The 25,740-nt window shown below is 68.2% G+C and carries 14 protein-coding genes and 1 tRNA gene; 7 read left to right on the forward strand and 8 right to left on the reverse strand.

Translation table 11 applies throughout. The features are described 5' to 3' along the window. The first annotated feature begins 1 nt into the window (after position 1). Positions 2 to 1,150: a site-specific integrase gene (locus QNM97_RS14055; protein WP_283819073.1), complete on the forward strand. Its 1,149-nt coding sequence runs from the start codon at positions 2 to 4 to the stop codon at positions 1,148 to 1,150. An 80-nt stretch (positions 1,151 to 1,230) separates the two neighbouring features. Here the strand turns inward: QNM97_RS14055 and QNM97_RS14060 are convergent. The 3 genes from QNM97_RS14060 to QNM97_RS14070 form a co-directional block, all read right to left on the reverse strand. Next, positions 1,231 to 1,303: transfer RNA gene (locus QNM97_RS14060), tRNA-Lys, on the reverse strand. 86 nt (positions 1,304 to 1,389) lie between these two features. Continuing rightward, positions 1,390 to 2,604, reverse strand: coding sequence for a L,D-transpeptidase (locus tag QNM97_RS14065; RefSeq protein WP_283819074.1), 1,215 nt, complete (start codon positions 2,602 to 2,604; stop codon positions 1,390 to 1,392). Further along, complete coding sequence (locus QNM97_RS14070; RefSeq protein WP_208795865.1) at positions 2,601 to 2,822, reverse strand: DUF3618 domain-containing protein; 222 nt, start codon at positions 2,820 to 2,822, stop codon at positions 2,601 to 2,603. The genes QNM97_RS14065 and QNM97_RS14070 overlap by 4 nt, the downstream gene beginning before the upstream one ends. A gap of 207 nt (positions 2,823 to 3,029) precedes the next feature. On the opposite strand from QNM97_RS14070, the gene bcp reads away from it, so the two are divergent. Both bcp and QNM97_RS14080 read left to right on the forward strand, forming a co-directional pair. After that, complete coding sequence (gene bcp, locus QNM97_RS14075) at positions 3,030 to 3,506, forward strand: thioredoxin-dependent thiol peroxidase (RefSeq protein ID WP_283819075.1); 477 nt, start codon at positions 3,030 to 3,032, stop codon at positions 3,504 to 3,506. Between the two features lie 27 nt (positions 3,507 to 3,533). Next, entirely contained in the window at positions 3,534 to 4,157 is a 624-nt protein-coding gene (locus tag QNM97_RS14080; protein WP_006371212.1) for a TetR/AcrR family transcriptional regulator, read from the forward strand. A 139-nt stretch (positions 4,158 to 4,296) separates the two neighbouring features. Here the strand turns inward: QNM97_RS14080 and acpS are convergent, their stop codons facing one another. Further along, positions 4,297 to 4,692 (reverse strand): holo-ACP synthase AcpS, encoded by a 396-nt coding sequence (gene acpS, locus QNM97_RS14085; protein WP_123931914.1) that lies wholly within the window; start codon positions 4,690 to 4,692, stop codon positions 4,297 to 4,299. Then, positions 4,692 to 13,949: a type I polyketide synthase gene (locus QNM97_RS14090; protein WP_283819076.1), complete on the reverse strand. Its 9,258-nt coding sequence runs from the start codon at positions 13,947 to 13,949 to the stop codon at positions 4,692 to 4,694. The genes acpS and QNM97_RS14090 overlap by 1 nt, the downstream gene beginning before the upstream one ends. A 478-nt stretch (positions 13,950 to 14,427) precedes the next feature. Between QNM97_RS14090 and QNM97_RS14095 the strand changes: the two genes are divergently transcribed. Both QNM97_RS14095 and QNM97_RS14100 read left to right on the forward strand, forming a co-directional pair. Continuing rightward, positions 14,428 to 14,859, forward strand: a complete 432-nt coding sequence (locus tag QNM97_RS14095) for an HIT family protein (protein ID WP_283819077.1) — start codon at positions 14,428 to 14,430, stop codon at positions 14,857 to 14,859. 6 nt (positions 14,860 to 14,865) lie between these two features. After that, positions 14,866 to 15,699: an NAD-dependent deacylase gene (locus tag QNM97_RS14100; protein ID WP_283819078.1), complete on the forward strand. Its 834-nt coding sequence runs from the start codon at positions 14,866 to 14,868 to the stop codon at positions 15,697 to 15,699. Here QNM97_RS14100 and QNM97_RS14105 read toward each other — a convergent pair. From QNM97_RS14105 to QNM97_RS14115, 3 genes are all read right to left on the reverse strand, one after another. Then, on the reverse strand, positions 15,683 to 19,978 hold the full coding sequence (locus tag QNM97_RS14105; protein ID WP_283823198.1) for a PDDEXK-like endonuclease domain-containing protein: 4,296 nt from the start codon (positions 19,976 to 19,978) through the stop codon (positions 15,683 to 15,685). The two genes, QNM97_RS14100 and QNM97_RS14105, sit on opposite strands and share 17 nt — an antisense overlap. A 39-nt stretch (positions 19,979 to 20,017) precedes the next feature. Then, positions 20,018 to 20,347 (reverse strand): rhodanese-like domain-containing protein, encoded by a 330-nt coding sequence (locus tag QNM97_RS14110; RefSeq protein ID WP_006371531.1) that lies wholly within the window; start codon positions 20,345 to 20,347, stop codon positions 20,018 to 20,020. A gap of 160 nt (positions 20,348 to 20,507) precedes the next feature. Next, on the reverse strand, positions 20,508 to 22,271 hold the full coding sequence (locus tag QNM97_RS14115) for a DEAD/DEAH box helicase (protein WP_283819079.1): 1,764 nt from the start codon (positions 22,269 to 22,271) through the stop codon (positions 20,508 to 20,510). Positions 22,272 to 22,512: 241 nt separating this feature from the next. On the opposite strand from QNM97_RS14115, the gene QNM97_RS14120 reads away from it, so the two are divergent. Next, complete coding sequence (locus tag QNM97_RS14120; RefSeq protein WP_283819080.1) at positions 22,513 to 24,297, forward strand: AMP-dependent synthetase/ligase; 1,785 nt, start codon at positions 22,513 to 22,515, stop codon at positions 24,295 to 24,297. A 171-nt stretch (positions 24,298 to 24,468) separates the two neighbouring features. Beyond that, positions 24,469 to 25,716 (forward strand): OpgC domain-containing protein, encoded by a 1,248-nt coding sequence (gene opgC, locus QNM97_RS14125; protein ID WP_283819081.1) that lies wholly within the window; start codon positions 24,469 to 24,471, stop codon positions 25,714 to 25,716. The last annotated feature ends 24 nt before the right edge of the window (positions 25,717 to 25,740 follow it).

The following is a 25,740-nucleotide window of genomic DNA, read 5'->3' on the forward strand; positions in this document are numbered from 1 at the left end:
CATGCCACGCCCACCACTCCCCCTCGGCACCTGGGGCCGGATCAACCGCACCGAGGTAGCTCCCGGACGCCACCGGGCCCGGGCACAGTACCGGGACTACGACGGCAAGACGCGGGTGGTGGAGCGCTTCGGACCCACCGGGGCGAAGGCTGAACGGGCGCTCGTGGAGGCGCTGTCTACCCGCGGGCGGGTGCAGGCCTCCGCCGCCGACATCGTCGCCAGTACCACTCTGGCCACCCTGTCGCAGGCGTGGCTGGGTCAGAAGCGGAAACAGAACCTCGCACCATCCACGTTGGAGCTCTACGAGCAGACGATCCGTGTACACATCACGCCCGCCGTGGGTGATGTGCGAGTCGGCGAGCTGACCGTCGGCGGTGCCGAACGCTTCATCGAGTCCAAGGGCCAGACCGCGGTGGCGCAGCGGTGTCGCATCATCCTGTCGGGGATGATGGCGCTGGCCGCCCAGCATGACGCGATCGAGCGCAATCCGGTCCGCGACACCTCCACGGTCAAGCGTGAGCGCAAGAAACCGCGTGCCCTGACCGTCGACGAGCTGGCGATCCTGCGCCGACGAATCGGCTCCTACGCGGGAGGCAACATCGGTCACGGTCCACCGCGGGCTCTGGACCTGCCGGAGCTGTTCGAGTTCTGGCTGGGGACTGGTGGCCGGATCAACGAGGCGTTACCTGCTCGGTGGGCTGACGTCGACTGGGGCGAGCCACCAACACTGACCCTGCACCGGAGCAAGGGGGGTGCGAACGATCTGATCCTTACGCTGCCGACGTTCGTGATGGCAGCACTGCGGCGTCAGCGAGCCCGTGATCTTCCCGGGGACTTCATCTTTCCATCTCGGGCCGGGACGGTGCGGTCGGCGGCGAACGTCCGGCGACAGCTGCGTGAGGCGCGCAAGCATGTGGTGATCGTCGACGGCCAGCCTGATGGTCCAGCCGACATGTTCGAGTGGGTCACCCCGCATTCGTTGCGCCGGACGGTGGGGACGATCGTCGCCGACGAGTACGGCCCGGACGTGGCCGCCGAACAGCTCGGCAACACCCGTGAGGTGCTGGAGCGCCATTACCGTCAGCGTCGTTCTGCGGCTCCCGATGTCACGTCGGCTCTCGACGCGCTCGCCCCCATCCGCTCGGTGTGAAAACCGTGGGTAAACCGTGGGTGCCCCGCAACACGAAGAAGCCCCCTTCACCGTTCGTGCTGGTGAAGGGGGCTTCTCTGTGCGCCATCAGGGACTCGAACCCCGAACCCGCTGATTAAGAGTCAGCTGCTCTGCCAATTGAGCTAATGGCGCTTGGCGAACCGAGAGGAAACATTACATGACCGGTACCCGATCCATGAAATCGGCTGGTCAGAAGCGGTTCCCGCTCGGTGGTCGCATCATCCGTCGGTGGCGTTGCCCTTCTTCCACACCGACCACGGGACGTTCCAGTCACCGAGGCCGTCGTCACCCGGAAGGATCGGTCCCACAGCGTTCTTCACCGTCACGATGTCGCCGCGCAGGGCCGTGTTGAGGAACCACTCGGCATTGGCGGGGCTGACATTGAGGCAGCCGTTGCTCACGTCGTCGACGCCCTGATCGCCGAGCGACCACGGAGCCGAGTGAATGTAGATGCCGCTGAACGAGATTCGCGTCGCGTCGTAGACGGTCTCGCGGTAGCCGCCCGGCGAGCTGACCGGCACACCGTAGGTCGAGGAGTCCATGATGACGCTCGGATCCCGTTCGGCCACGATGTAGATGCCGTTGTTGGTGGGACTCGAATCCTTGCCCATCGAGGTCGGCATCGTCCGCACGACCTTGCCGTTGATGGACACGGTGATCATGTGCGTCTTGTCATCTGCGGACGCGACGAGCGCACGACCGACGGTGAAGTCGGTGGTGAGGTTGTTGTCGCCGTAGACGCCGCCACCGAGGTCGATGCCCTTGGTGTTGACCTTGACGTTGACCTTGGTTCCGGGCGCCCAGAAATGCTCGGGACGCCAACGCACCATCGAGTCGTTGACCCAGTAGAACGCACCCTCCACCGGCGGGTTGGTGGTGACCTGGATGGCCCGCTGCGCGTTGAGCTTGTTGGTGACCGGCTGATCGAAATTGATCATCACCGGCTGACCGATGCCCACGGTCTCGTTCTCGGCGGTCACCGTCGATGCGGTGGCGGTCGATTCGGCGGAGGCGGTACTGAACGTCAGCTTCTTCGCACCCGCGCCGTCGACGCCCTGCGCCGCGGCGGTCAGCGTGTACTGGTCGTCGAAGTCCAATGGCCCCTTGGCGGTCCAGGTGGAGCCGTCGGCGGAGACGGTACCGGGCACCGGCCCGTCCGATCCGGTGACGACGACCGATCGCAGATTGCCGTCGCGGGCGGTCACGGTCAGTGGTGCGCCAGGCATCACGCCCACCGCGTTGTCCTTGAGGGGACGGTCGGCCCACCCGGTGACGGAGATACTCGGCTGCCCCAACGAACTCAACGCAGGCGCGTTCCCGGTGGCATCGGGATACGAAGACGACGCCGTGCAACCGGGCAAAACGGTCGCGACGGCGCCGGCGGTGAGTACGAGGAGCGCGTTTCGGGCGTATGAGCCCCGCGCACGGGTCACCGTAGGACCTTGCGGATGACAAGAACGACGACGACAGAGCCCACGCCGGCAAGCGTGTACTTGACGGCGGGCGTGTTCAGGAACGCCAGTGCTGCGCTCTTGGCGTCGCCGGCCAGGCGCTGCGGGTTGGCCCGCTCGGCCAGCGCGTCGAGTGTGTGGGCCAGGTCCTCGCGGGCTTTCGCGATGTCCTGCTCGATACGGTCGGTATCCCCGGCCACGTGGTCCTCCCAGGAATGGTCAAGAAAGTTCAGCTCATGTGGCCCGGCGGACCACACTTCTCCCCCGACGCAACACGTCCGCGCGAGGGAAAGTTCCCGGCGCGGAGCGGATGCGGTGCGAGCGGCCACACAAGGCTACGCCATGACCGTCGGCGCCACTGCACATCGTCGGTCGGACATCGGACATCATCGACTAGCCTGAGCGTCATGTCAGACACGCAACGCCTCGCCGTCGGAGACCCGGCGCCGGCCTTCACCCTCCCCGACGCGCAGGGCAAGCCGGTGTCGCTGGCCGACTACGCAGGCCGAAAGGTGATCGTCTACTTCTATCCCGCGGCGTCGACGCCCGGATGCACCAAGCAGGCTTGTGACTTCCGCGACAACCTCGCCGACCTCGCAGAATCCGGCATCGATGTGATCGGAATCTCACAGGACGAGCCGGCGAAGCTCGCGAAGTTCGCCGACGCCGAAGGGCTCGACTTCCCCTTGCTCAGCGACCCGGAGAAGACGGTGCTGACGCAGTGGGGTGCGTTCGGCGAGAAGAAGCTCTACGGCAAGGTCGTCACCGGCGTGATCCGCTCGACCTTCCTCGTCGACGAGCAGGGCACGATCGCCCTGGCCCAGTACAACGTCCGCGCGACCGGGCATGTCGCCAAGCTGCGCCGCGATCTCGCGCTCGACTGAGCCCACCTCGACACCGCACCCGGACCGATGACCACCCAGCCTCTCGTCCCCCGCAAACGGCCCACGCAGGAGCGCAGCAAACGCAAGTTCTCCGCGATGCTCGCGGCTGCTCGTGAGTTGCTCACCGAGGTCGGGTTCGAGTCGCTGACGTGTGAGGAAATCGCCTCGCGCGCCGAGGTTCCCATCGGGACGCTCTATCAGTACTTCGCCAACAAGTACGTCATCGTGTGCGAACTCGACCGACTCGACACGGTCGCGGTCCGCGAGGAGCTCACCGCGTTCGCCTCCGAGGTGCCCTCCCTCGAATGGCCGGTGCTCCTCGAGAAGTTCCTCGACCACCTCGCCGCGTTGTGGCGCGACGACCCGTCCCGGCGGGCGGTGTGGCTGGCGGTGCAGTCGACACCGGCGACCCGGGCCACCGCCTCGCAGAACGAACGCGTTCTGGCCGACCAGGTTTCACGGCTCATCGCCCCGCTCACTCCATCGCAGCGGGCGCGGCGCGAGATGATGTCGCAGGTGCTCGTGCACACGGCGTACTCGCTGCTCAGTTTCTCGGTGCAGGACGGCCACGACCATCCCGAGACGGTGACCGAGCTCAAACGCATGCTGGCCGGCTACCTGCTGCTCGAAGAGAGCACCAGTTCGGTCTGACCGACCGGTGGTCTGGTCGCCCGGTGCTCTGATCTACCGGTGCTCTGATCCACCGGTGGCCGACGAGAAACGACGGCGGTCGGGCCGATGCCCCACCGCCGTCGCCTCCTCGTCTCGTGCCCGGCGCGAGACGCCGGGTTCAGCCCGCGCCCTCCAGGATCGCCACCGCGGCGGCCGACGGGCCGTCATGGGTCAGCGAGATGTGTACCTGGGTGTCGCGCAGGTGTTCGGCGATCTCCCCGGCCAGTCGGATGGCCGGACGCCCCCAGTTGTCGGTGACCACCTCGATGTCGCTGTGCCGGATCAACGGCAGCAACGGCGACCGGGCGAATCGGCTCACCGACCACGCCTTGACGACGGCCTCCTTGGCAGCCCACCGTGCGGCGAGATGACGGGCATCCTCACCGGTACCCGACGCCGCGTCGCGGCGCTCGCCGACGGTGAAGCGGTCGCCGAAAGTCGTTCCCGGCTGGGCCAATTGCTCGGCGAATTCCGGGATCGACACGACGTCGATCCCGACTCCCAACACCGCCATCAGATCACGGCCGCGCTGCTGGAGACCGACACGTCCTGCGCCGCATCGGCATACGCACCCGACTCGCCCAGGCGAATCGCCGGATCGAGGAGCACCTGAGCCTCGGCGTCGTGCTCGTCGCGGGTTTCGTCGAAGCGACGATTGGCCGGACGACGGTAGGCGGCCTCGCCACCGCACATCGCCTCGAGCAACCGCTGGCTGCCCTTGCGCTCACGCTCGGCAGCACGACGGCGATAGTCGTCGCGCTCGGTCGGGTCCAGCGAGGCGATGAACGCCTCCGGGTGCACGACCGCGATCAGGCCCGACACGTGGCCGAATCCGAGGCTGGTCAGCAGACCGGCCTTGAGCGGGAAGCGGTCCCCGAGTCGCAGTGTCTCCCGCGCCCAGACCAGATGCGGGTAGTCCTGCATCTGCTCGTCGACGCAATCGAGACTGCGATTCGGCGGGATGACGCCCTCACGCAACACCTGGCACAGTCCGATCAGCTGGAAGGCGGCGGCACCGCCCTTGGCATGACCGGTCAACGACTTCTGCGACACCACGAACAGTGGTGCACCGTCACCGCGGCCGATCGCCGCGGCCAACCGCTCGTGCAGCTCGGACTCGTTGGGATCGTTGGCGCGGGTGGAGGTGTCGTGCTTGGACACGACGGCGACGTCGTCGGCACTGACTCCCAGCGCCGTCAACGCGTTGGCCAGCGGCGAACTCAGCGCACCACGTGCGGCACCGAGCGCTCCGAGGCCCGGGGCCGGGATCGAGGTGTGCACGCCGTCGCCGAAGCTCTGCGCCCACGCCACCACACCGAGGACCGGCAGACCCATCTGTGCCGCGACGTCGCCGCGGGCCAGCAGAATCGTTCCGCCACCCTGGGATTCGACGAATCCACCGCGTCGGCGATCGTTGGCCCGCGAGTAGCGGCGCTCATCGATCCCCCGTGCGGCCATCTTCGCCGATTCCGCGGTCGCCGACATGTCACCGAATCCGACGATGCCCTCGATCCCGAGATCGTCGAAGCCGCCGGCCACCGCGAACAGCGCCTTGCCGAGGCGGATCTTGTCGACGCCCTCCTCGACCGACACCGCAGCGGTCGCACAGGCGGCGACCGGGTGGATCATCGCACCGTAGCTGCCGACGTAGGACTGGACGACGTGCGCGGCAACGATGTTCGGCAGCGCCTCCTGCAGGATGTCGTTGGCCTTGGCCTCGCCGAGCAAGGTGTTGATGTAGAGCTCGCGCATCGAGGTCATACCGCCCATGCCGGTGCCCTGGGTATTGGCCACCAGACCCGGATGCACCCACCGCATCAGCTCGCTCGGGGTGAAGCCCGAGGAGAGGAACGCGTCGACGGTGGCCACGAGGTTCCACAACGCCACCCGGTCGATCGACTCGGCCATGTCGGCCGAGACGCCCCAGCGGGTCGGATCGAACCCGGTCGGGATCTGCCCGCCGACGGTGCGGGTCAGGGCGAATCGACGCGGGACGCGGATCTCGGTGCCCGCCAGACGGATCACCTGCCATTCGCCGGACTCCTCGTCGGCGACGACCCGGGTGCGCTCGGGATCGGCGGAGGCAAACGCGCGCGCCTCGGCCTCCGAGGACACCGTGAAGGTCAGATCCTCGTCGAGGAACACCGATGTCAACAGCGGAGAGGTGCCGTCGACCAAGGCGCCCTCGTCGGCGTAGCGGCGGATGCCGCATCGCTCGACGACTGCGTCGTGGTAGCGCTCGGCGATGTCGGCCTCGGCCACGGGATCACCGGATTCGGTGTCATACCAGCCCGGCTTGGGCGCGGTATCCCAGGTGATCAGCCCGGTATTCCAGGCGAGTTCGAGAACACCTGCGGCGCTGAGCTTCTCGTCGACCTCCATCTCGAAGCGCGTGCGTGCCGACCCGTACGGGCCGAGCTCACCGGCACCGACGATGACGACCATATCCTCCGGACGCGAGTCGATCTTCGGCCATACCGGGCTCACCCCGCTCGCCGCGCGTGCCGGGGCGGGCAGCGCCGCGACGGTCACCGGTGCGTCGTCCTCGGCCGGTTCGTCGGTCTCGTCCTCGTCGGCGGCCTGTGCGGCCAGCGCCTTGAGGTCGATCGACGGGTCGAGTCCACCGGTGAAGTCGGCGGTCACCGCAGCCTCCCGCGCCGCGGCCCGGGTGGCCGGATCGCAGAGGCCCAACAGATTGCCGGCCATCTCGTCGGTGGTCCAGGTCCGCACACCCGCGGCTTCCACCGCGGTGACCATGCCGTCGTTGTGCCCCATGAGTCCGGTGCCCTTGACCCACCCGATCAGCGCATGCGCCAGGGTGGTCTTCGATCCCCACGATTCCTCTGCAGCCCAACGGGTCACGAGTGCGTCGAGCGCTGCCTTGCTCTCGCCGTAGGCGCCGTCGCCGCCGAACATGCCACGGTTGGGCGAGCCGGGCAGCACCACGTGCAGACGAGCGGCGATGTCGTGGTCGGCACCGATCTCGGACAGTCCGGCGATCAACCGCTCCACCGACCACAGCAGCACCTTCATCTCCAGCTCGGCGCGACCGCCGGCGTCGGTGAGATCACCGGCGACGCGGGGCGCGGCGAACGGGAACAGCAGCGTCGGCTTGATCGCCGGCTTCACCACGGCGGTGGTCCCGCCGAGGTTCTCGGTCTGCTCGCTGCCCAGCCACGACACCAGCTCGTCGACGTCGGTGTAGGCGGCCATGTTCGCCGGGGCGACCCACAGCGCGGCATCGTACCGGGCGTTCTCGCGGTAGAGCTTCTTGTAGAAGGCCAGTCGCTGCGAGTCCAGTCGCGAGGTGGTCGCCACCACCGTCGCACCGCCGGCCAGCAGCCCGGCGACGACCGACGCGGCGATCGATCCCTTGCTGGCGCCGGTCACCACGGCGACCTGATCGGCCCACCGGCCCTGTCCGGGCTCTTCGGCGGCATGCGCGATGGCTCCGAAAGCGCGCTCGTGCACCCGATTTCCGGCGGCCAGCGCCTTGCCCTGCCACCAGGTGGCGTGCTGGGCGACGGTGTGCCCGGACCCGACGAACCGTGCGGTCAGCGCGTCGAAGTCGGCGTCCAGCTCACCTTCGTCGGTGAGCCAGATCCGCACCAGGTCCTCACGCGAGGTCGCCCAACGATCATCGATCAGCACGACCTTGGCCTCGTCGAAGGCCGGGGCGACGGTGCGCGCCCAGTCCGAGCCCAGCTCGTCGCTGACCCGCTGCGCCAGAACCGCATTGGGGTCGTCGACGGTCTCGGGGGTCGAGACCTCCTCGGTGAGGCCGAGTTTGGTCAGCATGGTGTAGGCGGCCGATGCCAGCGCACCGGTGCGACCGGTGATCTGCTCGGTGAACTCACCCAGCGCAGCCGCATCGACCGTTGCGCCGCCACCGGATTCGGCTGCCGGCTTGGTCACGGCGATACCGCGCGAGGCGCCGACCGCCGCGACCGCACGGTCGATCAGCGCGTCGAGACCGTCGGTGTTCGCCACGGCACCGTCGAGGAGATCGCCGAGGTCGCCACCGCGGACGCTGGCGCCCTCACGCGTGCCCAATGCCAGCGCGACCTGGGTGTGCAGACCCCAACCCGGGCCCAGCTGCCACACGCCGGTCACCCGATCGGTGATGTAGGACTGACGCTTGCCGGTCGGGCCGATCACCTTGCGGATCTGATCACCGACGGCGTCGGTCAGCACGGTGCCCAGCGGGCGGTACCCGCGGGCCAGGCTCTCCACCGTCGAGGCCAGTGCGGCCATGTCGGCTTCGGCGGCACCGTCGATGGCACCGAGACCGAGCTCTCCACCGATGTCGAGGAGCAGCTGGTTACGACGCGAGGACACACCGTCACAGAGCGCCTCGATGGTGTCGGCAGCGCCGATCTGATCGGTCCGCATCTTGGTCCACAACGCGATGACCGACTTGACCGCATCGGCCGGGCCGAACGAGATGTCGTCGGGCCGTGGGCCGCTCGCCGCAGCGGGGGCGGGAGCCGGCGCAGCGGCTGCGGGCGCGGCGGCGGTCTCGGCCGCCGGGGCCTCGCTCCGAGCCGACTCGGCGGGTTCGTCGTCCTCGGGCTCGGATCCGGAGTCCTTGGCCAGGATCACATCCGAGTCGCGCTCGAGGTTGCAGACCTCGGTGGTCGCCGAGTCGTATCGGTCGAGTTTGAGGGTGTTGGTCGCCAGACCCGCCAGGGTCGGGGCGCCCTTCAGTCCGATCTCGACGAAGCGCTGCACACCGAGCCCGTCGCGGTCGGCGCCGGAGAACAGCAGCTCCTGGGTCTCGATCCAGCGCACGGGGCTGGCGAACTGCCACGCCAGCAACTCGATGAGCACCACGCGTGCCAGCTTCGCCGGCTGCGCTGCCCACGAATCCCAGTCCGCGAGAACCTCGTTCAGCGGGTCGGACGGAACCAGATCGGCGATCTCGGCGACGAAGTCGCGGCCCAGATTGAACATCCGCGGTACCAGGTTCGGGATGTAGTGCCCGATGAGGATCGACGGATCGAATTCTTCTGGGAGCAGCGCGTCGAGCTTGCCGCGGAATTCCGGCACGCCGGCTCGCAGCACCGTCGAGTGGAACGGCACGTCGATGCCGGGCACGATGATGAACGAGCGCTTGCCGCCGAATTCGGTCCGGCGACGCTCGATCTCGTCCTCGAGTCGCTCGAGGCCGCGCACGGTGCCGGCGATCGCGTACTGCGATCCGAGCAGGTTGAGATTCACGACCTCGAGGAACTCACCGCACTCGGCACCGATTTCCGCGACGAAGTCGGTGACCTCGGCATCGTCGAGTCCGAACTGGCTGGGCCGGATGGCGGCCATCCGATAGTCGCTGCGGCCCTGATCATCTCGGGGCACCAGGTGATGCATGGCCTCGCCGCGCTGGAACACGACCTCGAGGACCGCCTCGAGCGGCAACACCCCCGCGCAGGCCGCGAGCGCGTTGTACTCGCCGACGGAGTGACCGCAGGTGATCGCGCCCTCGACGAAGCCGCCGGATTCCTTGAGCTCGGCGATCTGTGCCACACCGAGGGTCGCCATGGCGACCTGGGTGAACTGGGTCAGGAACAGCACACCGTCGGGGTGGTTGTAGGTCGTGCCGTTGGCGATCAGGGTGGTCGGGTTGTCGCGGACCACCGCGAGGATCGAGAAGCCCAGTGCGGCACGGGTGTGCTTGTCGGCGCGGTCCCAGATCTTGCGGGCGGCCTTCGAGCGTGAGCGGGCGTCGAGACCCATGCCCTTGCTCTGGATACCCTGGCCGGGGAAGGCGTAGACGGTACGCGGCGCGGCCAGCAGACCGGTGGCGCTCATCACGAGGTTGTCGCCGACCTTGGCGGTGACCTCGACGACCTCGCGGCCGGCATCCATCCCGACCCGGTCGGCGCGGACGGTGATCACGTCACCGGTTCGCACCATGCCCAGATACCTTGCGGTCCAACCGATCAGCGGTCGCGGTGACGGAATCGGGTTCTTGGCGTCGGTGGCGGTGAGCACCTGCTGTGCCGCCGCCGACAACCACATGCCGTGCACGATCGGATCACCGAGACCGGCCAGCCGTGCGGCGGCGGAGTCGGTGTGGATCGGGTTGCGGTCGCCGGAGACCGCGGCGAAGCCGGTCATCCGCTCCGGTGCGGTGATGGTCGCGGTGCGCAGGGTCTTGCGGGTCGCCGATCCCTCGTCGTCGAGCGCTCCCCCGGCGCGAGCCGGGTCGGCGAGTTCAGCCGAGCCGAGTCGTCCGCGGATCGCGAAGCGCTCGGTCATCACGGCGACCTGCTTCTGTCCGTCGATCACCTCGACCTGCACCTGCACGACGCGGCCGACCTCGGTGTCGGAGACCGGGCCACCGGTCGCGATCACGGTGAGTTGAGCTGCCTCCGTGGGGATCTCACCCACCAGGTGCGCGGCGTGATCGAGATGCACCAGGTCGAGCAGACCTTCGACAACCGCTCGGCCGTCCTCGGTGGTGGCGGCGCCGATGACGCTGAACACGCTCGGCCAGCAGGCACCGACGAGGGTGTCGGGGACGGCGAAGCCGAAGGGCTCGGCGGGGGTGGTCGGATGCAGGTGAGCGGGCAGCGTGTACCCGGTGACCGCGGCGTGGTCGGCGACCGACTCCGGCGCCCAGGTGACCGTGGTGCGCGAGACGCCGTCGGCGACCTCGGCCAGCGAGCCGCCCGCGGCGACGGTGAGAATCTCCCGCATCGCGGTCGAGGCATCGTCGGCGAGAACCAGCGGGGCGCCACCGTCGGCGAGCGAGGCGTCGACGTGCAACGGGATGCGCACCGATGCGCCCGAGATCGGGATGACGAGGTCGAAGCGCTCGTCGTCGATCCGCTCCAGTACCGAACCGGTCGGCTCGTGCTCGGCGCGGACATCCGAGAGCACCGACCACTTGTCCCGATCACCCAGCCGCGCAATGGGACTCGGAACCATGCGGCTCGCCCAGCAGACGTCGTCGGCTTCCAGGACGCTGGTCAGTCGACCGGCGTCGGCGGCCAGTCCGGCCTGCTTGCGGGAGTCGATGGCGCTCGGCTGTACGCCGGTGGCGCCGAGGTCGGTGACGACCTGCGCCTCGAAGCGGTCGAGCAGATCACCGACGGGCTCGTCGACCCGGGTGATACCGGCAACGGCCACCGGTCCCGGGATGATGCACACGGCCTCGGCCGGGTAGCGGGCGTCGTGGGCCTGCCACAGCGAGTCGCTGCGCCACCACCGGCGGACGTCCTTGTCGATGACGGGCACGAAGTTGACCGGCTTGCCCGGGGTACGGCACTGATCGAGGAAGAACGCGACGTCGGCGGGGTGCAGGACGTCGACCTCGACCTCGGGGTACACGCCGATGAGCGCGTCGATCGCGGCGTGCGCGTCCTCAACGGTGCTGACATCGGTGAACATGGTCGGGATCTCACCGGAATCGACCGGGTTCATCCGGGCTTCGGTGCGGCGCAGCATCTCGACGAAACGCTGCTTCCACGTGATGTCGGCCCACGGCAGTTGCTCGTCGTCGGGCGCGCCCACGGCCAGGGTGGCATAGCGCTCGAGCCATGCCCGATAGGTCATCTCGGCGACGTCACCGAAGTAAGGCTTGGCGGTGGGGGCCATCGCGGCGATGATCTCGTCGCGCCGCGCCGCGACCGCGTCGGCGTCGCCGGCGACCTCGTCGAGCAGGCGTCCGCACGCGGAGGCGGCATTGTCTATCTCGTGGATGTCGGCTCCGAGCTGGCTACGGCCCGAGGCCATTCCGGCGGTGGCGCCACCGGCGCCGATCCATTCGTCGCAGCCGACGGTGTCGACCAGCAACTGCTTGACCTCGGGGGCCGTGGTGGCCTCCTTGGCTGCCATCGCGGCGGTGCCGATGAGGATGCCGTCGAGCGGCATCAGCGGGTAACCGTGCTCGGTGGCCCAGTGGCCGGTCAGATAAGCGCTGGCACGTTCGGGGGTGCCGATGCCACCACCGACGCAGACGACGACGTTGGGTCGGGCACGCAGCTCGCCGTAGGTGGCCAGCAGCAGATCGTCGAGGTCCTCCCACGAGTGGTGACCACCGGCGCGGCCACCCTCGATCTGGACGATCACCGGGTGGTGGGGCACCTCGGCGGCGATGCGGATCACCGAGCGGATCTGCTCGACGGTTCCGGGCTTGAAAGCAACGAAACGCAGTCCGGCCTCGACGAATTCGTCGACGAGCGTCACAGCCTCGTCCAGTTCGGGGATACCGGCCGAGACGATGACGCCGTCGATCGGGGCGCCCTGGGCGCGAGCCTTCTGCACGAGGCGCTTGCCACCGAGCTGCAGCTTCCACAGGTAGGGGTCGAGGAACAGCGCGTTGAACTGCGCCTGACGTCCCGGCTCGAGCAGGTCGGTGAGGGTGGCGACGTTGTCGGCGAGGATCTGCTCGGTCACCTGCCCGCCACCGGCGAGTTCGGCCCAGTGTCCGGCATTGGCGGCGGCGGCGACGATGGCCGGATCCACGGTGGTCGGGGTCATGCCGGCGAGCAGCATCGGCGAACGCCCGGTGAGCTTGGTGAACGCGGTCTCGACGACCTTGCGTCCGTCGGGGAGTTCGGCGAGGGTCGGCGCGAACTCGCTCCACGGGCGGGCAACCTCAGGGATACCGCCGGGGCTGAACAGGTTTCGCTGTCCACCGCGGGATGCGGCGGCGACCAGACCGACACCCTGGCCGCGAACGAGCGGGGCCGAGAGCCGGGTGGCGAGGTCACCGGGACCGAAGTCGAGAATCCACCCGACGCCGGTGCCGAGGGTCTCCTCGACGGTGCCCACCCAGTCGACGGTGGCGACGAGGATGTCGTGGGCATGCCGCACGGCGAGATCGACGTCGATCCCACACTGCTCGGCCCACTGCCCGACGAGTTCGACCGCACCGGCCATGGCCGGGTGGTGGAAGGCGACACTGACCGACAGGTGGTCGAAGGAGGGGGCGAACGGTGCGCCGCCGGTGACCTTGCGCTTGCGCTCGTCGGCCTCTGCCGCGGCGACCTTCTCGCACAGTGCGGTGAAGGCACGCAGATGGCGCGGCGCGCCGGACAGCACGACCGCGGTGCGGCTGTTGCGGATCGCGATGACCGGGGCGTTGTCCTGCTCGGCGGCGGCGAGCTCGGAACGGTACTGCGCGAGAAGCGTTTCGATGCGCTCGGGCCGGACGCCGGTCACCGCGAGCATCGGCGAGCCCTCACTGGTCGTGGCCAGACCGCGACGACGCGCGACGATCGTGCCCGCGGCACCGATGAGATGAGCAATCGCCAGCAGCAGACCCTGACCCGACTCGGCCACGTGGCCTTCGGCCCCGATGGCGCCGGTGGCCAGCGAGCCCTGGGAATGTCCGATGACGGCCCGCGGCGCGGCCTGAGCGGTGTCAAGACCCTGCTTGCGCAGCGACTCGATCGCGGCGAGTTGGGTGAGCAGCACGCCGGGGCCGGACAGGGTGAAGTCGGCGAGGTCGGCGTCCGACGGTGCGGGCTCACCGGCGTCGAGGGCGTGTGCCCACGTCATCGGGTGAAATCCGTCGGGACGGGCGATCGTGATCTGTTCGGCGATCGGCTCGACGAGGCGTTCGGCCGCGTCGACGACGCCGGCCACCCGATGCTCGAGATCGGCGTCGATCACCAACTCCGCCAGGGTCGGCAGCCACGCTGCTCCCTGACCGCCGAAGCTGACCGCGTAGGGCTCGCCGGCGAGGAGGCGGTCGATGAGCGCCTGGGTGGGGCGGCCGGTGGTGGTCCGGTCTGCTCCGGTGCGATGGTGATCGACGGTCACATGAACTCCTGTGGTTGTGTCCGGTTGTCGTACGACCCGTGACCGCGCCCGCTGACGGGCACGCGTCATCGCCACCGGTGCCCGACGTGGGCCGGGCCGGTAGTGTGGTCGCGATGCTTCTGAACACGCCTGTGTGACACCGTCTTTGGTGTGGCGTCCTCATCAGTGAGCTATCGCCGACGTGTTCGTGGCACTCATCATGACACACGAAAGTGAGGGATTCCTCATGTTCAGAACTGACCCCGCGGTATACCCGTGAGTAATCCCGCGGGTAACACGCACGTGCACTCAACCCCGTTCGGAGACCGTCAGGGTTGCGCCAGTTCACACCAGCTTTTCGCGGACCGAACGAGCGCTCTGCAGGTCAGCGCCGGTTCGTTACTCAATCGTTATGTGAACTGGAACACCCTTCATGGCGTGTCCCGCACCACGCCCGAGGACTCCGGGTGAGGACACCGACGACGTAGGCTGATCGACCATGACCGACTGCGTCTTCTGCGACATCGTGTCGGGCGCGGCCCCGGCCCGCGTCGTCTACTCCGACCCCGATGTCCTGGGCTTTCTCGACATCCGGCCGATCACCCGCGGCCACACGCTGTTGGTGCCCCGGACACATTCGACCGGGCTGGCCGACCTCGCACCCGAACTCGGCGCGCGCATGCTGCGCGCGGGCCAATCCGTGGCCGCGGCCATGAAGAGCTCGTCGCTCGCCGCCGACGGTGTCAACCTCGCGATCAACGACGGCCGGGCCGCCTTTCAAACCGTTTTCCACACCCATCTGCACGTCGTCCCGCGCCACGACGGTGATCGCCTGCGCTTCCTTCGCGGAATGATCGTTCGCCGCGATCGTGATCCGGACTCCACGGCGATGCTGCTGCGGGCGGCGCTCGACGGCACCCGGGAATCGTGAGGTGCGATGACCGACGAGCACCAGGACGAGCCGCTGATCCCGCCCGAGGTCACCGAGATCGTTCGCGCGGCCGAATGGGTCACGGTCTTCAGCGGCGCGGGAATGAGCGCCGAAAGCGGGATTCCCACCTTTCGCGACGTCCGCACCGGACTGTGGGAGAACTTCGATCCGACAACGCTGGCCACACCGCAGGCATGGCATGACGATCCGGCGCTGGTATGGGGGTGGTACCAGTGGCGTGCCGGGCAGGTCAGGCGCTGCGAGCCGAACGCCGGTCACCGCGCACTCGCCGAGCTTCGGCACGCCGGACTCGCGGCGGGAGACGATCCCCGCGCGATCATGGTGGTGACCCAGAACGTCGATGACCTGCATGAACGTGGAGGGACGCCGGTGACCAGCCATTTACACGGCAGCCTGTTCGCCCCGCGTTGTTCCCGTTGTGGGCATCGGTTCACCGAGACCGACCCCATCGACGTCGCCGACCCGGAGGTCACCGGCGAGCTGCCAAGGGTGGAGCCACCGCGGTGCCCGGTCTGCGGCGACCGGGTGCGTCCGGGCGTGGTGTGGTTCGGTGAACCGCTGCCCGCGCAGGAGTGGCAACGCGCCGATGCGGCGTTCCGCGCGACCGACGTCGTCCTCGTGATCGGTACGAGTGGGATCGTGTATCCGGCGGCGTCGCTACCCGAACGCGCCGCGGCCGCCGGACTTCCGGTCATCGAGATCAATCCGGAGGCCTCGGCGCTGACACCGTCTGTGCAACAACGCATTCCGGCCGGTGCAGCGGTTGCCCTACCCGCACTGGTCCAGGCGCTCGAGGTGCCGCCTACTCTCCTGCGCTGAGATCCACCGGCTCCCATGCCGCCACGGCGGGTTCCGACGACGAGCCCTCCGGGACAGCGCTTTCCGTGCTGCCGACATACGGCCCGGCCACCGATCCGGGCTTCACACCACGGCGATCGAGAGCCTCCCACAACGGCGCCAGCGCGGCGTCGGCGTCGAGTTCGAATTCCGACTCCCGCAGCCGCCAGAACTCCCAACCACATCGCCGCAGTTCGCGCTCGCGCTCCATGTCGGAACGGGCCTGCGCACCGGTGGTGGTGAACTCGTCACCGTCGCATTCGACCGCCAGCCGTCCGTCGGCGCCGGTGACCACCAGATCGATACACATGTTGTTGACCGAAACCTTGGGGGTGACGTGATAACCATGCGCGGCAAGGCAATTGAAGATCTTCTGCTCGAAGAGGCTCTCGAAGGGCTCGACCCTGCGGTCATCGGGGACATCGACCGGCATGGCGTCGATGGCCGGTCCGGCATTGGCCTGCATGTACCCCAGCAGCGACCGCCGCAGGTCACCCTCCCCCAGGTCGGTGAGATCGATCGAGTGGAACAGCCACATCTGATCCATCGCCCGCGACGCTGCCACATTGATACGGCGCTGGGACTCCGCACGGGTCAGGGCGGCGATCGATGAGGGGTCGGAGACCACCATCGACAAGAAGATGACCCGCCGCTCGTCGCCCTGGAAGTCAGGCGGCGAGCCGACCCGAATCCGCCGGGTGCGCCACGTCTCGTCGTCGACCGCCTCCCGCAGCGCACGGGTCAGCAGGTCGACCTGCTTGGTGCCCTGCAAGGCGATGACGCCGAAATCGAGTCCGTCATAGGCACTGTCGGACAAACAACCCACCAGCGTCGACACCAGCTCGTCGACCTCGCCTGTGTTGACGATCGAATTACCCTGTCCCTGAGCATTTCCCGTTACCCGCACGGTCCGCAGCGGATCGAGGCGGTCGGCGCCGTGCTGACGAACCGGGATCAGCGGAGCGTCGGCGTAGAACTGCGCGGAGGAGAAGCCGATGATCTCCGGCATCGAGCGGAAATGCTCCCGGAGCCGGATGACGTGTCCGAATCGGCTGCGCAGCAACGAGAACAGGCTCGATCTCGGCGTGAGACCATCACGGAGGTAGTGCGGCAGGTCGGGCAACCGGGCGTCGAGGGCGGCGAAGGCGTCGTCGAGGGTGGTACCCGCAAGCCCCGTCGGGGCGCACTGCCGGTCGTCGCCGACCACGATCACCCGCGGGGCGAGCCAGAGCAGGAACACGCTGGTGATATCGGACTGACTGGCTTCGTCGACAATGACCACATCGAACGAATTCTGTTCGGGCGCAATCATGTCCACCACCTGCGACATCGGCATCACCCAGGCCGGGACCGCGGCGGATGCCTGCTCCATCGCCTCCCGGGCCGCGGCCCGGAACCTCGAGGCATGTTTGCCCGAGCCCTTGCCGAGGTTGATCATGTGGTCGCGATAGGACTGCAATGCCTGGATCTGGGCCACTGTCACGCGCGACAGGCACGCCCGCCACGCGCGGGCGGCGGCGAGTTGTGTGGTCAACTGCGCGATATCGGCCTCGGCCTCGTCGAGAGCCGCGGACCACCGCTGCTCCCCCTTGGGATCGCTGCGTTCGGCGGCCCACGTCCGCGCACGTCGCCATGCCCATGCGTCGGAGACGTCGCGCAATCTGGCGTCCCACCGCGGATCGTCGGCCGTGGACTCCAGCAGATCCGCGAAATCCGGTGCTTTGCTGCGTAACCGGAGCATCAAGAGGTCCAGCGCGGCCTGGTCCTCCCATTCTTTCCGGGCGGCCGTCGCCGCACGCCGGGTGGCGCGGATGGCCTCGGCATCGGCGTTGGCCAGTGCGGAGACGAGGGCGTCGCCCTCCGGTGAGGGCCCCTCCTCGAGTTGTGCGGCCAGACTGTAGGCGTGCTCGGCGAGTTCCTCCTCGGCGAGCAGGGCGTCGTTGGCCGCGGCGATCGCGCCGGCCTCGCGGGCCACGCGGGCGGCTTCGGTGACACTGCGCGGGCGCGGACCGCCCGGACTGATCACCTCGAGTTCACGAACGAGGTCGTCGCGCGCGGAAACCAGCGTCGAGATCCAGCCGAGTTGCCCGTCGAGGAGGACCAGCCGATTCAGTTGTGACGACCGCGATCCTGAGGTGTCGATGGGGACGTGGAGATCGCCGAGGACGCGCTGCACCTGATGCACGGCATCGAAGACGGCCAGGTGATCGGCCACCGCCTGCAGCGATCGCTCGTCGGTGGCGGGCCGGCCGTCGACGGTGACGACGACACCGGATTCCTCCACCGCTCGCTGCGCCTCGGATCGGCGTAGTCGGCCGCGCCAGCGTCCGCCGTCGCGCAGGTGGGCCGCCGCCGCGGCGAACAGATCACCGTCGCCCGGCCGCGCGCCGTCCACGACGACACTGTGCGCACCGAGTTCACGATCGCGGCGCGCGGCGTCGGCGATCACCGGTGAGAGCGCGGTGACCCGGGACCACAGGTGCGCGGCCTGTCCGGCGAGAAGTCGGTCGGCCATGTCGATCATGGTCGGCGGGAAGGTACCGACCTCCTGCGCGGCGACGCCGAGGTGATCGCAGATCTCCTTGATGTGGAGCAACCGCGGGCTCTCGACGTCGCCGAGAATCGACATCAGCGATCCACTGCCGACCATCGGCTCGGCCGGCCGCCGCGCGATCCGCGCACAGATCTGGTCCATGGTCGCGGGATCGGGTAGGTGATCGTCGAGGTCGACGAAACGCTGGGACAGTCGCCGTGTCTGCCCTCGCGTTGCTTTCAGCAATTCCAGGAGACGCCGGAACTCGCTCGCATCGAGGGGCGCGAACGCACCGTCGATCGGACCCGGAAGCCAGTCCAACCGCTCTGCGTCGGCGTTGGTCTGCCGCACGATCGCCGCGGCCGTCCCGGAGAAGTCACCGGCCACCCATTCGTGCACCTCGGCTTCGGAGCGGCGCAGTTCCCACAGCCCCCGCAGCGCGCGTTCGCGTCGCTCGACAGCCTGCTGCCGACGCGCGGAGAGATCGTCGATCTCGGCGCTGCCGACGCTGTCGACGTAGGTCGCCTTGCGTTCGGCGATCTCCTCGACGCCGGAGACCACCGACTCGAAGCGGTCGCGGGACAGGTCGGCGGTGGAGACGGTCAGCGCGCGCAGCTCCGGCGGCAGGATGTCCCGCAGTACCGCGAGCGCGCCCGCCTTCTCGCTGGTCACCAGTACCCGCTGCCCCTTGGAGAGAAGGGCGGCAACCACATTGGCGATGGTCTGGGTCTTACCGGTGCCCGGTGGGCCTTCGACCACGACGCCACTGTCGGCGCCCAGGCGCGACAGCACGTCGCGTTGTTCGACATTGGACGGCAACGGGTACAGCGCGTCGGTGACGAGTTCGCCGGCGGGCAGGGCCCCCGAGGCCGCGAGCGCCTCGACGCGCTCGTCGACCTCGATCGGCGCCACCAACTGCGCCAACCCGATCGGCACGTCCTCGGTGGATTCGCGCAGCCGATCGGCGACGGTGTCGTGGAACACGGCCAGGGCCGTGGTCGACCGCTCACGCAGGACCAGCGCCGTTGCCGCCGGATCGACCGCCACGGTGACCTGCTCGGCATCGGTGTCGACACGCGGAATCCACTCGTCGAGCAGATCGGTGGCCTTGGGGCTCACCACACTGGGCAGAGCCTCGAAACGGGAGTGGAGCTTGACCGTCCGGGAGAGATCGATTCCCTCGATCCCCGCGAGCAGTCGGGCGTCCTGGGCACTCGGCGCGGATCCTGCGCCGAGTGAGATCCGCAACGTGCCGGATTCCGGATCGCGCTGCGCGACAACCTCTTGGGTCAGCAGGTACTCCCGTACCAGTTCGGGTGCGCCGTCGTCGGGAGCAGCGCCCTCGGTCGCCGTCGTCACCACCACCAGGCCACCGGCGAGCACGAGTTCGCGAGAGTCCGGATGGTCGTACAGTTCTGCGACCATCGCCTCGAGTTCGTCGTAGCCGACGTAGCCGGGGTCGAGCTCCACGACGACCTGTCCGGCTGCGGCACCCGAACGCACGGCGACCGCGGTACCGGGACCGACGTCGAGCCGGGCACGATGGGCGTCGACATGGCGGCGCCGACCGGCACGGGTGGCCAGGAGGTCGGAGAGGAATTCGAGCAGACGCACGACCTGATCACGACGGTCGTCGAGAGACTCCTGCTCGGCCATCAGCCCGGCTTCCTCCTGCGCAGATCCCCCGACCTGGCCGGACGGCACCGGCCCACGGTCGGGCTGACCCATCACGCTATCAAGTCGACGCGCCGGTGGCAGGCCACACGATCATGGGGTGGTACGCCGAAGTGCCGGGAAACCACCGTCGACGTAGTGCACATTGGTGTAGCCGAGGTCGGCGATCTGCTCGGCGATGCGCGGTGCCTGCGACGACACGGATACGACGTTGATCTCCGTGTCGCGATGCCCGATGACCGGGAACGTTCCCGACGGCGTCGGGGCCAATCGCGACCGGACGTCAGTCGGGTCCACAACGACCGCTCCGGGCAGGGAGCCCTGGTGACGGACCACCTGCGGGCGGGCGTCGACGACGACGGCGTCGCCCTCGCGGGTGTGGGACAAGGCTTCGGCTGCTGAGATCGAATCCACCACTGACACTGGTGACTACTCCTGAAAATGCTCGCGTATATCTGACGGTCGGATCGGACGGTGTCCACATGGATCATCGTTCGACCCGCCACCAAGGTTACGGAACAATCTCGAAACGCCCAACAGTGTCACGTACGCATCGGGTGTCCCGGCCTCCCGGGGCGCCGCCTCAGCTACGCCCGCGGCCGGCGACATGACGCGAGCCGCGTTTGCCCCAGCTGTCGCCGCGCGAGTGGTGACCGTCTCGACCGCGTTGGCCTTGACCAGCGCGTTTGTTGCCGCCTCGAGCGCGGGGCGGGCCCTGATCGCGACGCAGATCGATTGGGTTCTTGCCGATCCTGGTGTCGCGGAGGCGGTCGAGGGTGTCGCGGTCGAGGTTGTCCGGCAACTCGACGAGGGAGAAGTCGTCGCGGATGCTGATGTTGCCGAAATCACCACGGGTGAGGCCGCCCTCGTTGGCGATGGCGCCGACGATCGCGCCGGGCGACACCTTGTGTTTGCGGCCCACCGCGATGCGATAGGTGGCGTACGAGCCCCCGCCCTTGCGCGGTTCTCGCTCACGACGCTCCGGCCGCTCCCTCTCGGGCGGGTCGGGAGTCATGAGGAAGCCACCGTCGCGCGTCTCGAGTGCCAGCGCCGCGGCGATGTCGGCCATGGCGACATCCTTGTCACGCGCGTAGTCCTCGACGAGCTTGCGGAACATGTCGAGGTGATCCGACGTCAGATTCTCGGTGATCGAGTCGGCGAAGCGGGCCACACGCTGGGCGTTGACGTCCTCCACCGACGGCAACCCGATCTCGGTCAACGGCTGGCGGGTCGCGCGCTCGATGGCCCGGAGCAGATGCCGCTCCCGTGGCGAGACGAACAGCAGCGCATTACCCGACCGCCCGGCGCGGCCGGTCCGTCCGATGCGGTGCACATAGGACTCGGTGTCGTGCGGGATGTCGTAGTTGACCACGTGCGAGATGCGGTCGACGTCGAGTCCGCGAGCGGCGACGTCGGTGGCGACGAGGATGTCGATCCCGCCGTCCTTGAGTTGGTTGATCGTCCGCTCGCGCTGGGCCTGCACCATGTCGCCGTTGATGGCGACCGCCGAGAATCCACGCGCCCGAAGCCGTTCGGCGAGTTCTTCGGTCGCCTGCTTGGTGCGGACGAACACGATCATCGCGTCGAAGGACTCGACCTCCAGGAACCGGGTCAACGCGTCGAGCTTGCGTTGATGCGACACCTGCAGATAGCGCTGCGTGATGTTCTGGGCGGTCGCGGTCTTGGACTTGACCGTGATCTCCTGCGGATCGTGCAGGTACTTCTGGGCGAGTCGGCGAATCGCGCTGGGCATGGTGGCCGAGAACAGCGCCACCTGCTTGGAGTCGGGCGTCTCGGCCAGGATGCGCTCGACATCCTCGGCGAAACCCATCGTCAGCATCTCGTCGGCCTCATCGAGGACGAGGTACTCGAGTTCGGAGATGTCGAGGGTGCCCTTGTCGAGGTGATCGATGACACGGCCCGGGGTTCCGACGATGACCTGCGCACCGCGCCGCAGCCCGGCCAGCTGCACGCCGTAACTCTGCCCGCCGTAGATGGGCAGCACGCGCACCTCGGGCATGTGCGCCGAGTACCGGCTGAAGGCCTCGGACACCTGCAGGGCGAGTTCTCTTGTGGGCGCGAGGATCAGCGCCTGCGGACGGCGAACCTCGGGGTCGAGGCGGGACAGGATCGGGATCGCGAAGGCCGCCGTCTTACCGGTACCGGTCTGGGCCAGGCCGACGACGTCGCGTCCCGCCATCAACGGCGGAATCGTCGCAGCCTGAATCGGCGAGGGCGTCTCGTATCCGACCTCGGCGATCGCACTGCGCACACGATCGTCGATGTCGAGGTCGTCGAAGGTGATCGCGTCGGCGTCGGGGCGGTCGGCGGCTGGGGTCTCGGTCATGGTCTGCGTATCCCGTTCATCGAGTCAACTGTAATGCGAGAGGGCCCAAGAGACCGCATCTCCAGGAGCATCTGTCCACAGACCAACCGCCCGGGCTTCGAGCAGGCGACCGCCGATGCCGCCCACCGCCACCTCCTGGTGTGACGACCCTCTCATCAATCCTGGTACCCTCGGTCGCACATAAAATCGCCGCGCCGACCAGCGGGTTGTCCGCTATGTCGGGTTCTTTATCAGGAGCAGCATGCAGGAGTACACGACACCGTCCGATCTCTCCGTCGACGACAAGGCGACCACCGTCGACGCGATCCTGCGATATCGCGCCGAGCGCCCGACCATGCCGCTGTTCAAGCGGCGCAGCAGGGGCACGTGGATCACGGTGACCGCCAAGCACTTCGCCGACGAGGTCGACGCCGTCGCCAAGGGCCTGATCGCCTCGGGCGTCGCTCCCGGCGACCGGGTCGCGATCCTGTCCTCCACCCGCTACGAGTGGACGGTTCTCGATTACGCGATCTGGCGCGCGGGGGCGGTGACCGTCGCCATCTACGAGACCTCGGCGACCGATCAGGTCAAATACATCGTCGAGAACTCGGGAACGACGCTGCTGACCGTGGAGTCCGAGGCACAGTTCACCAAGCATGCCGAGGTCATCGACGCCGGCGAACTCTTGCGCGAGACCCTGGTGATCGACCGCGGCGCGGTGACCGAACTGACCAAGCGTGGCGAGCAGATCGGTGACGAGCAACTCGACGAGCGGCACGCCAACCAGCTGTCCTCCGACGCGGCAACCCTCATCTACACCTCGGGCACCACCGGCCGGCCGAAGGGTGTCGTGCTGACCCACGCCAACTTCCTCGCCGAGTGCGCGGCGACGCGCGATGCGGTCGGCGCCGGCCTCGCCGAAGGTAAGTCGACCCTGCTGTTCCTCCCGCTGGCCCACGTCTTCGCCCGTGTCGTCGCGGTCGGCTGCGTCGAGAACGGTGTGATCCTCGGCCACACCAGCGACATCCCGAACCTCATCGATGATCTCGCGGTCTTCACGCCGAACTACGTGCTCTCGGTGCCGCGCGTGTTCGAGAAGGTCTACAACTCCGCCAAGCAGAAGGCCTACGACGGCGGCAAGGGCTCGATCTTCGACAAGGCCGCCGACACCGCCATCGAGTACAGCAAGGCCACCGAAAAGGGTTCGGCCGGACTGGTGTTGACGATCAAGCACAAGATCTTTGATGCGCTGGTCTACAACAAGCTGCGCGCCGCGCTCGGCGGCAACTGCGAGGGGGCCATCTCCGGCGGCGCCCCGCTCGGTGCCCGCCTCGGCCACTTCTTCCGCGGCGTCGGCATCCCGGTCTACGAGGGATACGGCCTGTCCGAGACGACGGCGGCGGTCACCGCGAACAACGAGGACCACCAGCGCGTCGGCTCGGTCGGCCGCCCTGTTCCGGGGGTGTCGGTGGCCATCGCCGAGGACGGCGAGGTGCTGCTGAAGGGACCGGTTGTGTTCACCGGCTACTGGCACAACCCCGAGGCCACCGCCGAGGCGATCCACGACGACTGGTTCCACACCGGCGACATCGGCCGCCTCGATGACGGTTACCTCTACATCACCGGCCGTAAGAAGGAGCTGATCGTCACCGCAGGCGGTAAGAACGTGTCGCCGGCGCAGCTCGAGGACGCCATCCGTGCCCATCCGATGGTGAGTCAGTGCCTCGTCGTCGGTGACAACAAGCCGTTCATCGGCGCGCTGATCACGATCGACCCCGAGGCGACCCCGGGTTGGCTCGAGCGCCACAACCTGCCGGCCGACACCTCGCCGGCCGACCTGGCCAGGAACGCCGAACTGCGCGCCGAGATCGCGGAGGCCGTCGACGAGGCCAACTCGAAGGTGTCCAAGGCCGAGGCGATCAAGAAGTTCGAGATCCTCGACACTGACTTCACCATCGAATCGGGGGAGCTCACACCGACGATGAAGCTCAAACGCAACGTCATCAGCGACACCTACAAGCAGGCGATCGCCGACCTGTACACCTGAGCACCGAGCTCGACGCGGGCCTCTCGGACCATGTCCGGGAGGCCCCGCGTCGTTGGATCACAGGACCGCCCGGTCTGTGACTGAAGTGCCCAATGTGGTGAATGTGACAATTGGGACTCGATCGCGCGTCGCACACAGTGACGGGACGACCCGGTCCTACTGTCGGGACCGATGAACCGGGACCTCGCGATCGACGTGACACGCGGCCTGGCGATCTGGAGCATGATCACCGCCCATTTCGCCGACGGCGCGAAAATCGCCATGCCCACCCACGTGTTCCCGTACGTCGACGGGATGAGCGTGTTCGTGCTGCTGTCGGGATTCGTGCTGGGGTTGGTGCACCGTCGGTGGATCGAGACCCGCGGTCTGCGATTCGCCTACACACGCCTGGCCAAACGGCTTGCCGCACTGTACGTCTGCCAGCTCACGCTGTCGCTGGCCGCGGTCGCGGCCGGGATGGTCGGGTTCGGGCACCTGACCTGGCTTCGTCCGGTGGACGGGTGGGGGCAGGGCCTGGCGAGGGCGGTGACGATGAGCTATCTGCCCAGCGGCGGCAACATCTTGTTGCTCTACATGGTGTTGATGGTCTCGGCGTTCGCCGTCTTTCCGCTTCTGGTGCGCGGGTGGTGGGGGCCGGTCCTTGCTGCGTCCGTGGCGCTGTACGCGGTCTCACAACTCGCCGCACCCGACTGGTTCTATCTGGTTGCACAACCATCGGGCGCCCGAATCCAGAACTGGGCGGGCTGGCAGATCATGTTCGTTCCTGCGCTCATCGTCGGATGGCAGTGGCGTCGTTGGGATCTCGCCAGGCGGATCGAGCGGCACCTGCCGGCTGTGGTGTTGGTGGCAGCGGGCGTCGCGATGTGCACGCATCATCTGGTGACCATCGGTTCGTGGCACTCCGCCGAACCGTTCCTGGGAGACAAACTCGAGTTCGGACCGGCACGAGCCGTCGGTGCCTGGGTGCTCGTGCCGGCCGTCTACGGGCTGTGCCGGATCTTCTTGTCGTTGTGGTCACGAGAATGGCTGCGGCCACTGCTGATGTCGGGGACCCGCAGCCTCGACTCGTATGTGATCCAGGCGCTGGCACTGGTCGCGGTACCGATCCTCGTCGTCGACCGACCGTGGTCACCCGTGCTCATGACCGCCTTCGCGATCGGCGTGTTCGGGACGTGCTGGGCGTGGGCCGAGGTCCGGCTCGCCCTCGGGATCGACAAGCTGCACCGGTTGCCCGGCATCCTCGGCGCTGCCGTCCTCGCCCGGATCACCGTGGCGCGAGCGGACGCTGCGAGGCCGGCGTGCCCGCCCGTCGCGAGCCCTCCGCCTGCCGTTGCGTCGTCAGCGGTCGCCGACGTTGCGGCCTCACCGCGTGAGTGGACGGGTCGGCGAGAGGTGTCCGCCGCCGACCGGGCAGCATGAGACACGATCTGACCGACGGCCGAG

It is taken from the genome of Gordonia sp. L191, from assembly GCF_030077625.1.
GTDB classification, from domain to species: domain Bacteria; phylum Actinomycetota; class Actinomycetes; order Mycobacteriales; family Mycobacteriaceae; genus Gordonia; species Gordonia polyisoprenivorans_A.

Excerpts from the sequence above, each read along its gene's own strand:
- QNM97_RS14055 (WP_283819073.1), top strand. The coding sequence starts at position 2 with ATGCCACGCCCACCACTCCCCCTCGGCACCTGGGGCCGGATCAACCGC.
- QNM97_RS14095 (WP_283819077.1), top strand. The coding sequence starts at position 14,428 with ATGACCGACTGCGTCTTCTGCGACATCGTGTCGGGCGCGGCCCCGGCC.
- bcp (WP_283819075.1), top strand. The coding sequence starts at position 3,030 with ATGTCAGACACGCAACGCCTCGCCGTCGGAGACCCGGCGCCGGCCTTC.
- opgC (WP_283819081.1), top strand. The coding sequence starts at position 24,469 with ATGAACCGGGACCTCGCGATCGACGTGACACGCGGCCTGGCGATCTGG.
- QNM97_RS14115 (WP_283819079.1), bottom strand. The coding sequence starts at position 22,271 with ATGACCGAGACCCCAGCCGCCGACCGCCCCGACGCCGACGCGATCACC.
- acpS (WP_123931914.1), bottom strand. The coding sequence starts at position 4,692 with ATGGCGGTGTTGGGAGTCGGGATCGACGTCGTGTCGATCCCGGAATTC.
- QNM97_RS14080 (WP_006371212.1), top strand. The coding sequence starts at position 3,534 with ATGACCACCCAGCCTCTCGTCCCCCGCAAACGGCCCACGCAGGAGCGC.
- QNM97_RS14120 (WP_283819080.1), top strand. The coding sequence starts at position 22,513 with ATGCAGGAGTACACGACACCGTCCGATCTCTCCGTCGACGACAAGGCG.
- QNM97_RS14105 (WP_283823198.1), bottom strand. The coding sequence starts at position 19,978 with ATGGGTCAGCCCGACCGTGGGCCGGTGCCGTCCGGCCAGGTCGGGGGA.
- QNM97_RS14100 (WP_283819078.1), top strand. The coding sequence starts at position 14,866 with ATGACCGACGAGCACCAGGACGAGCCGCTGATCCCGCCCGAGGTCACC.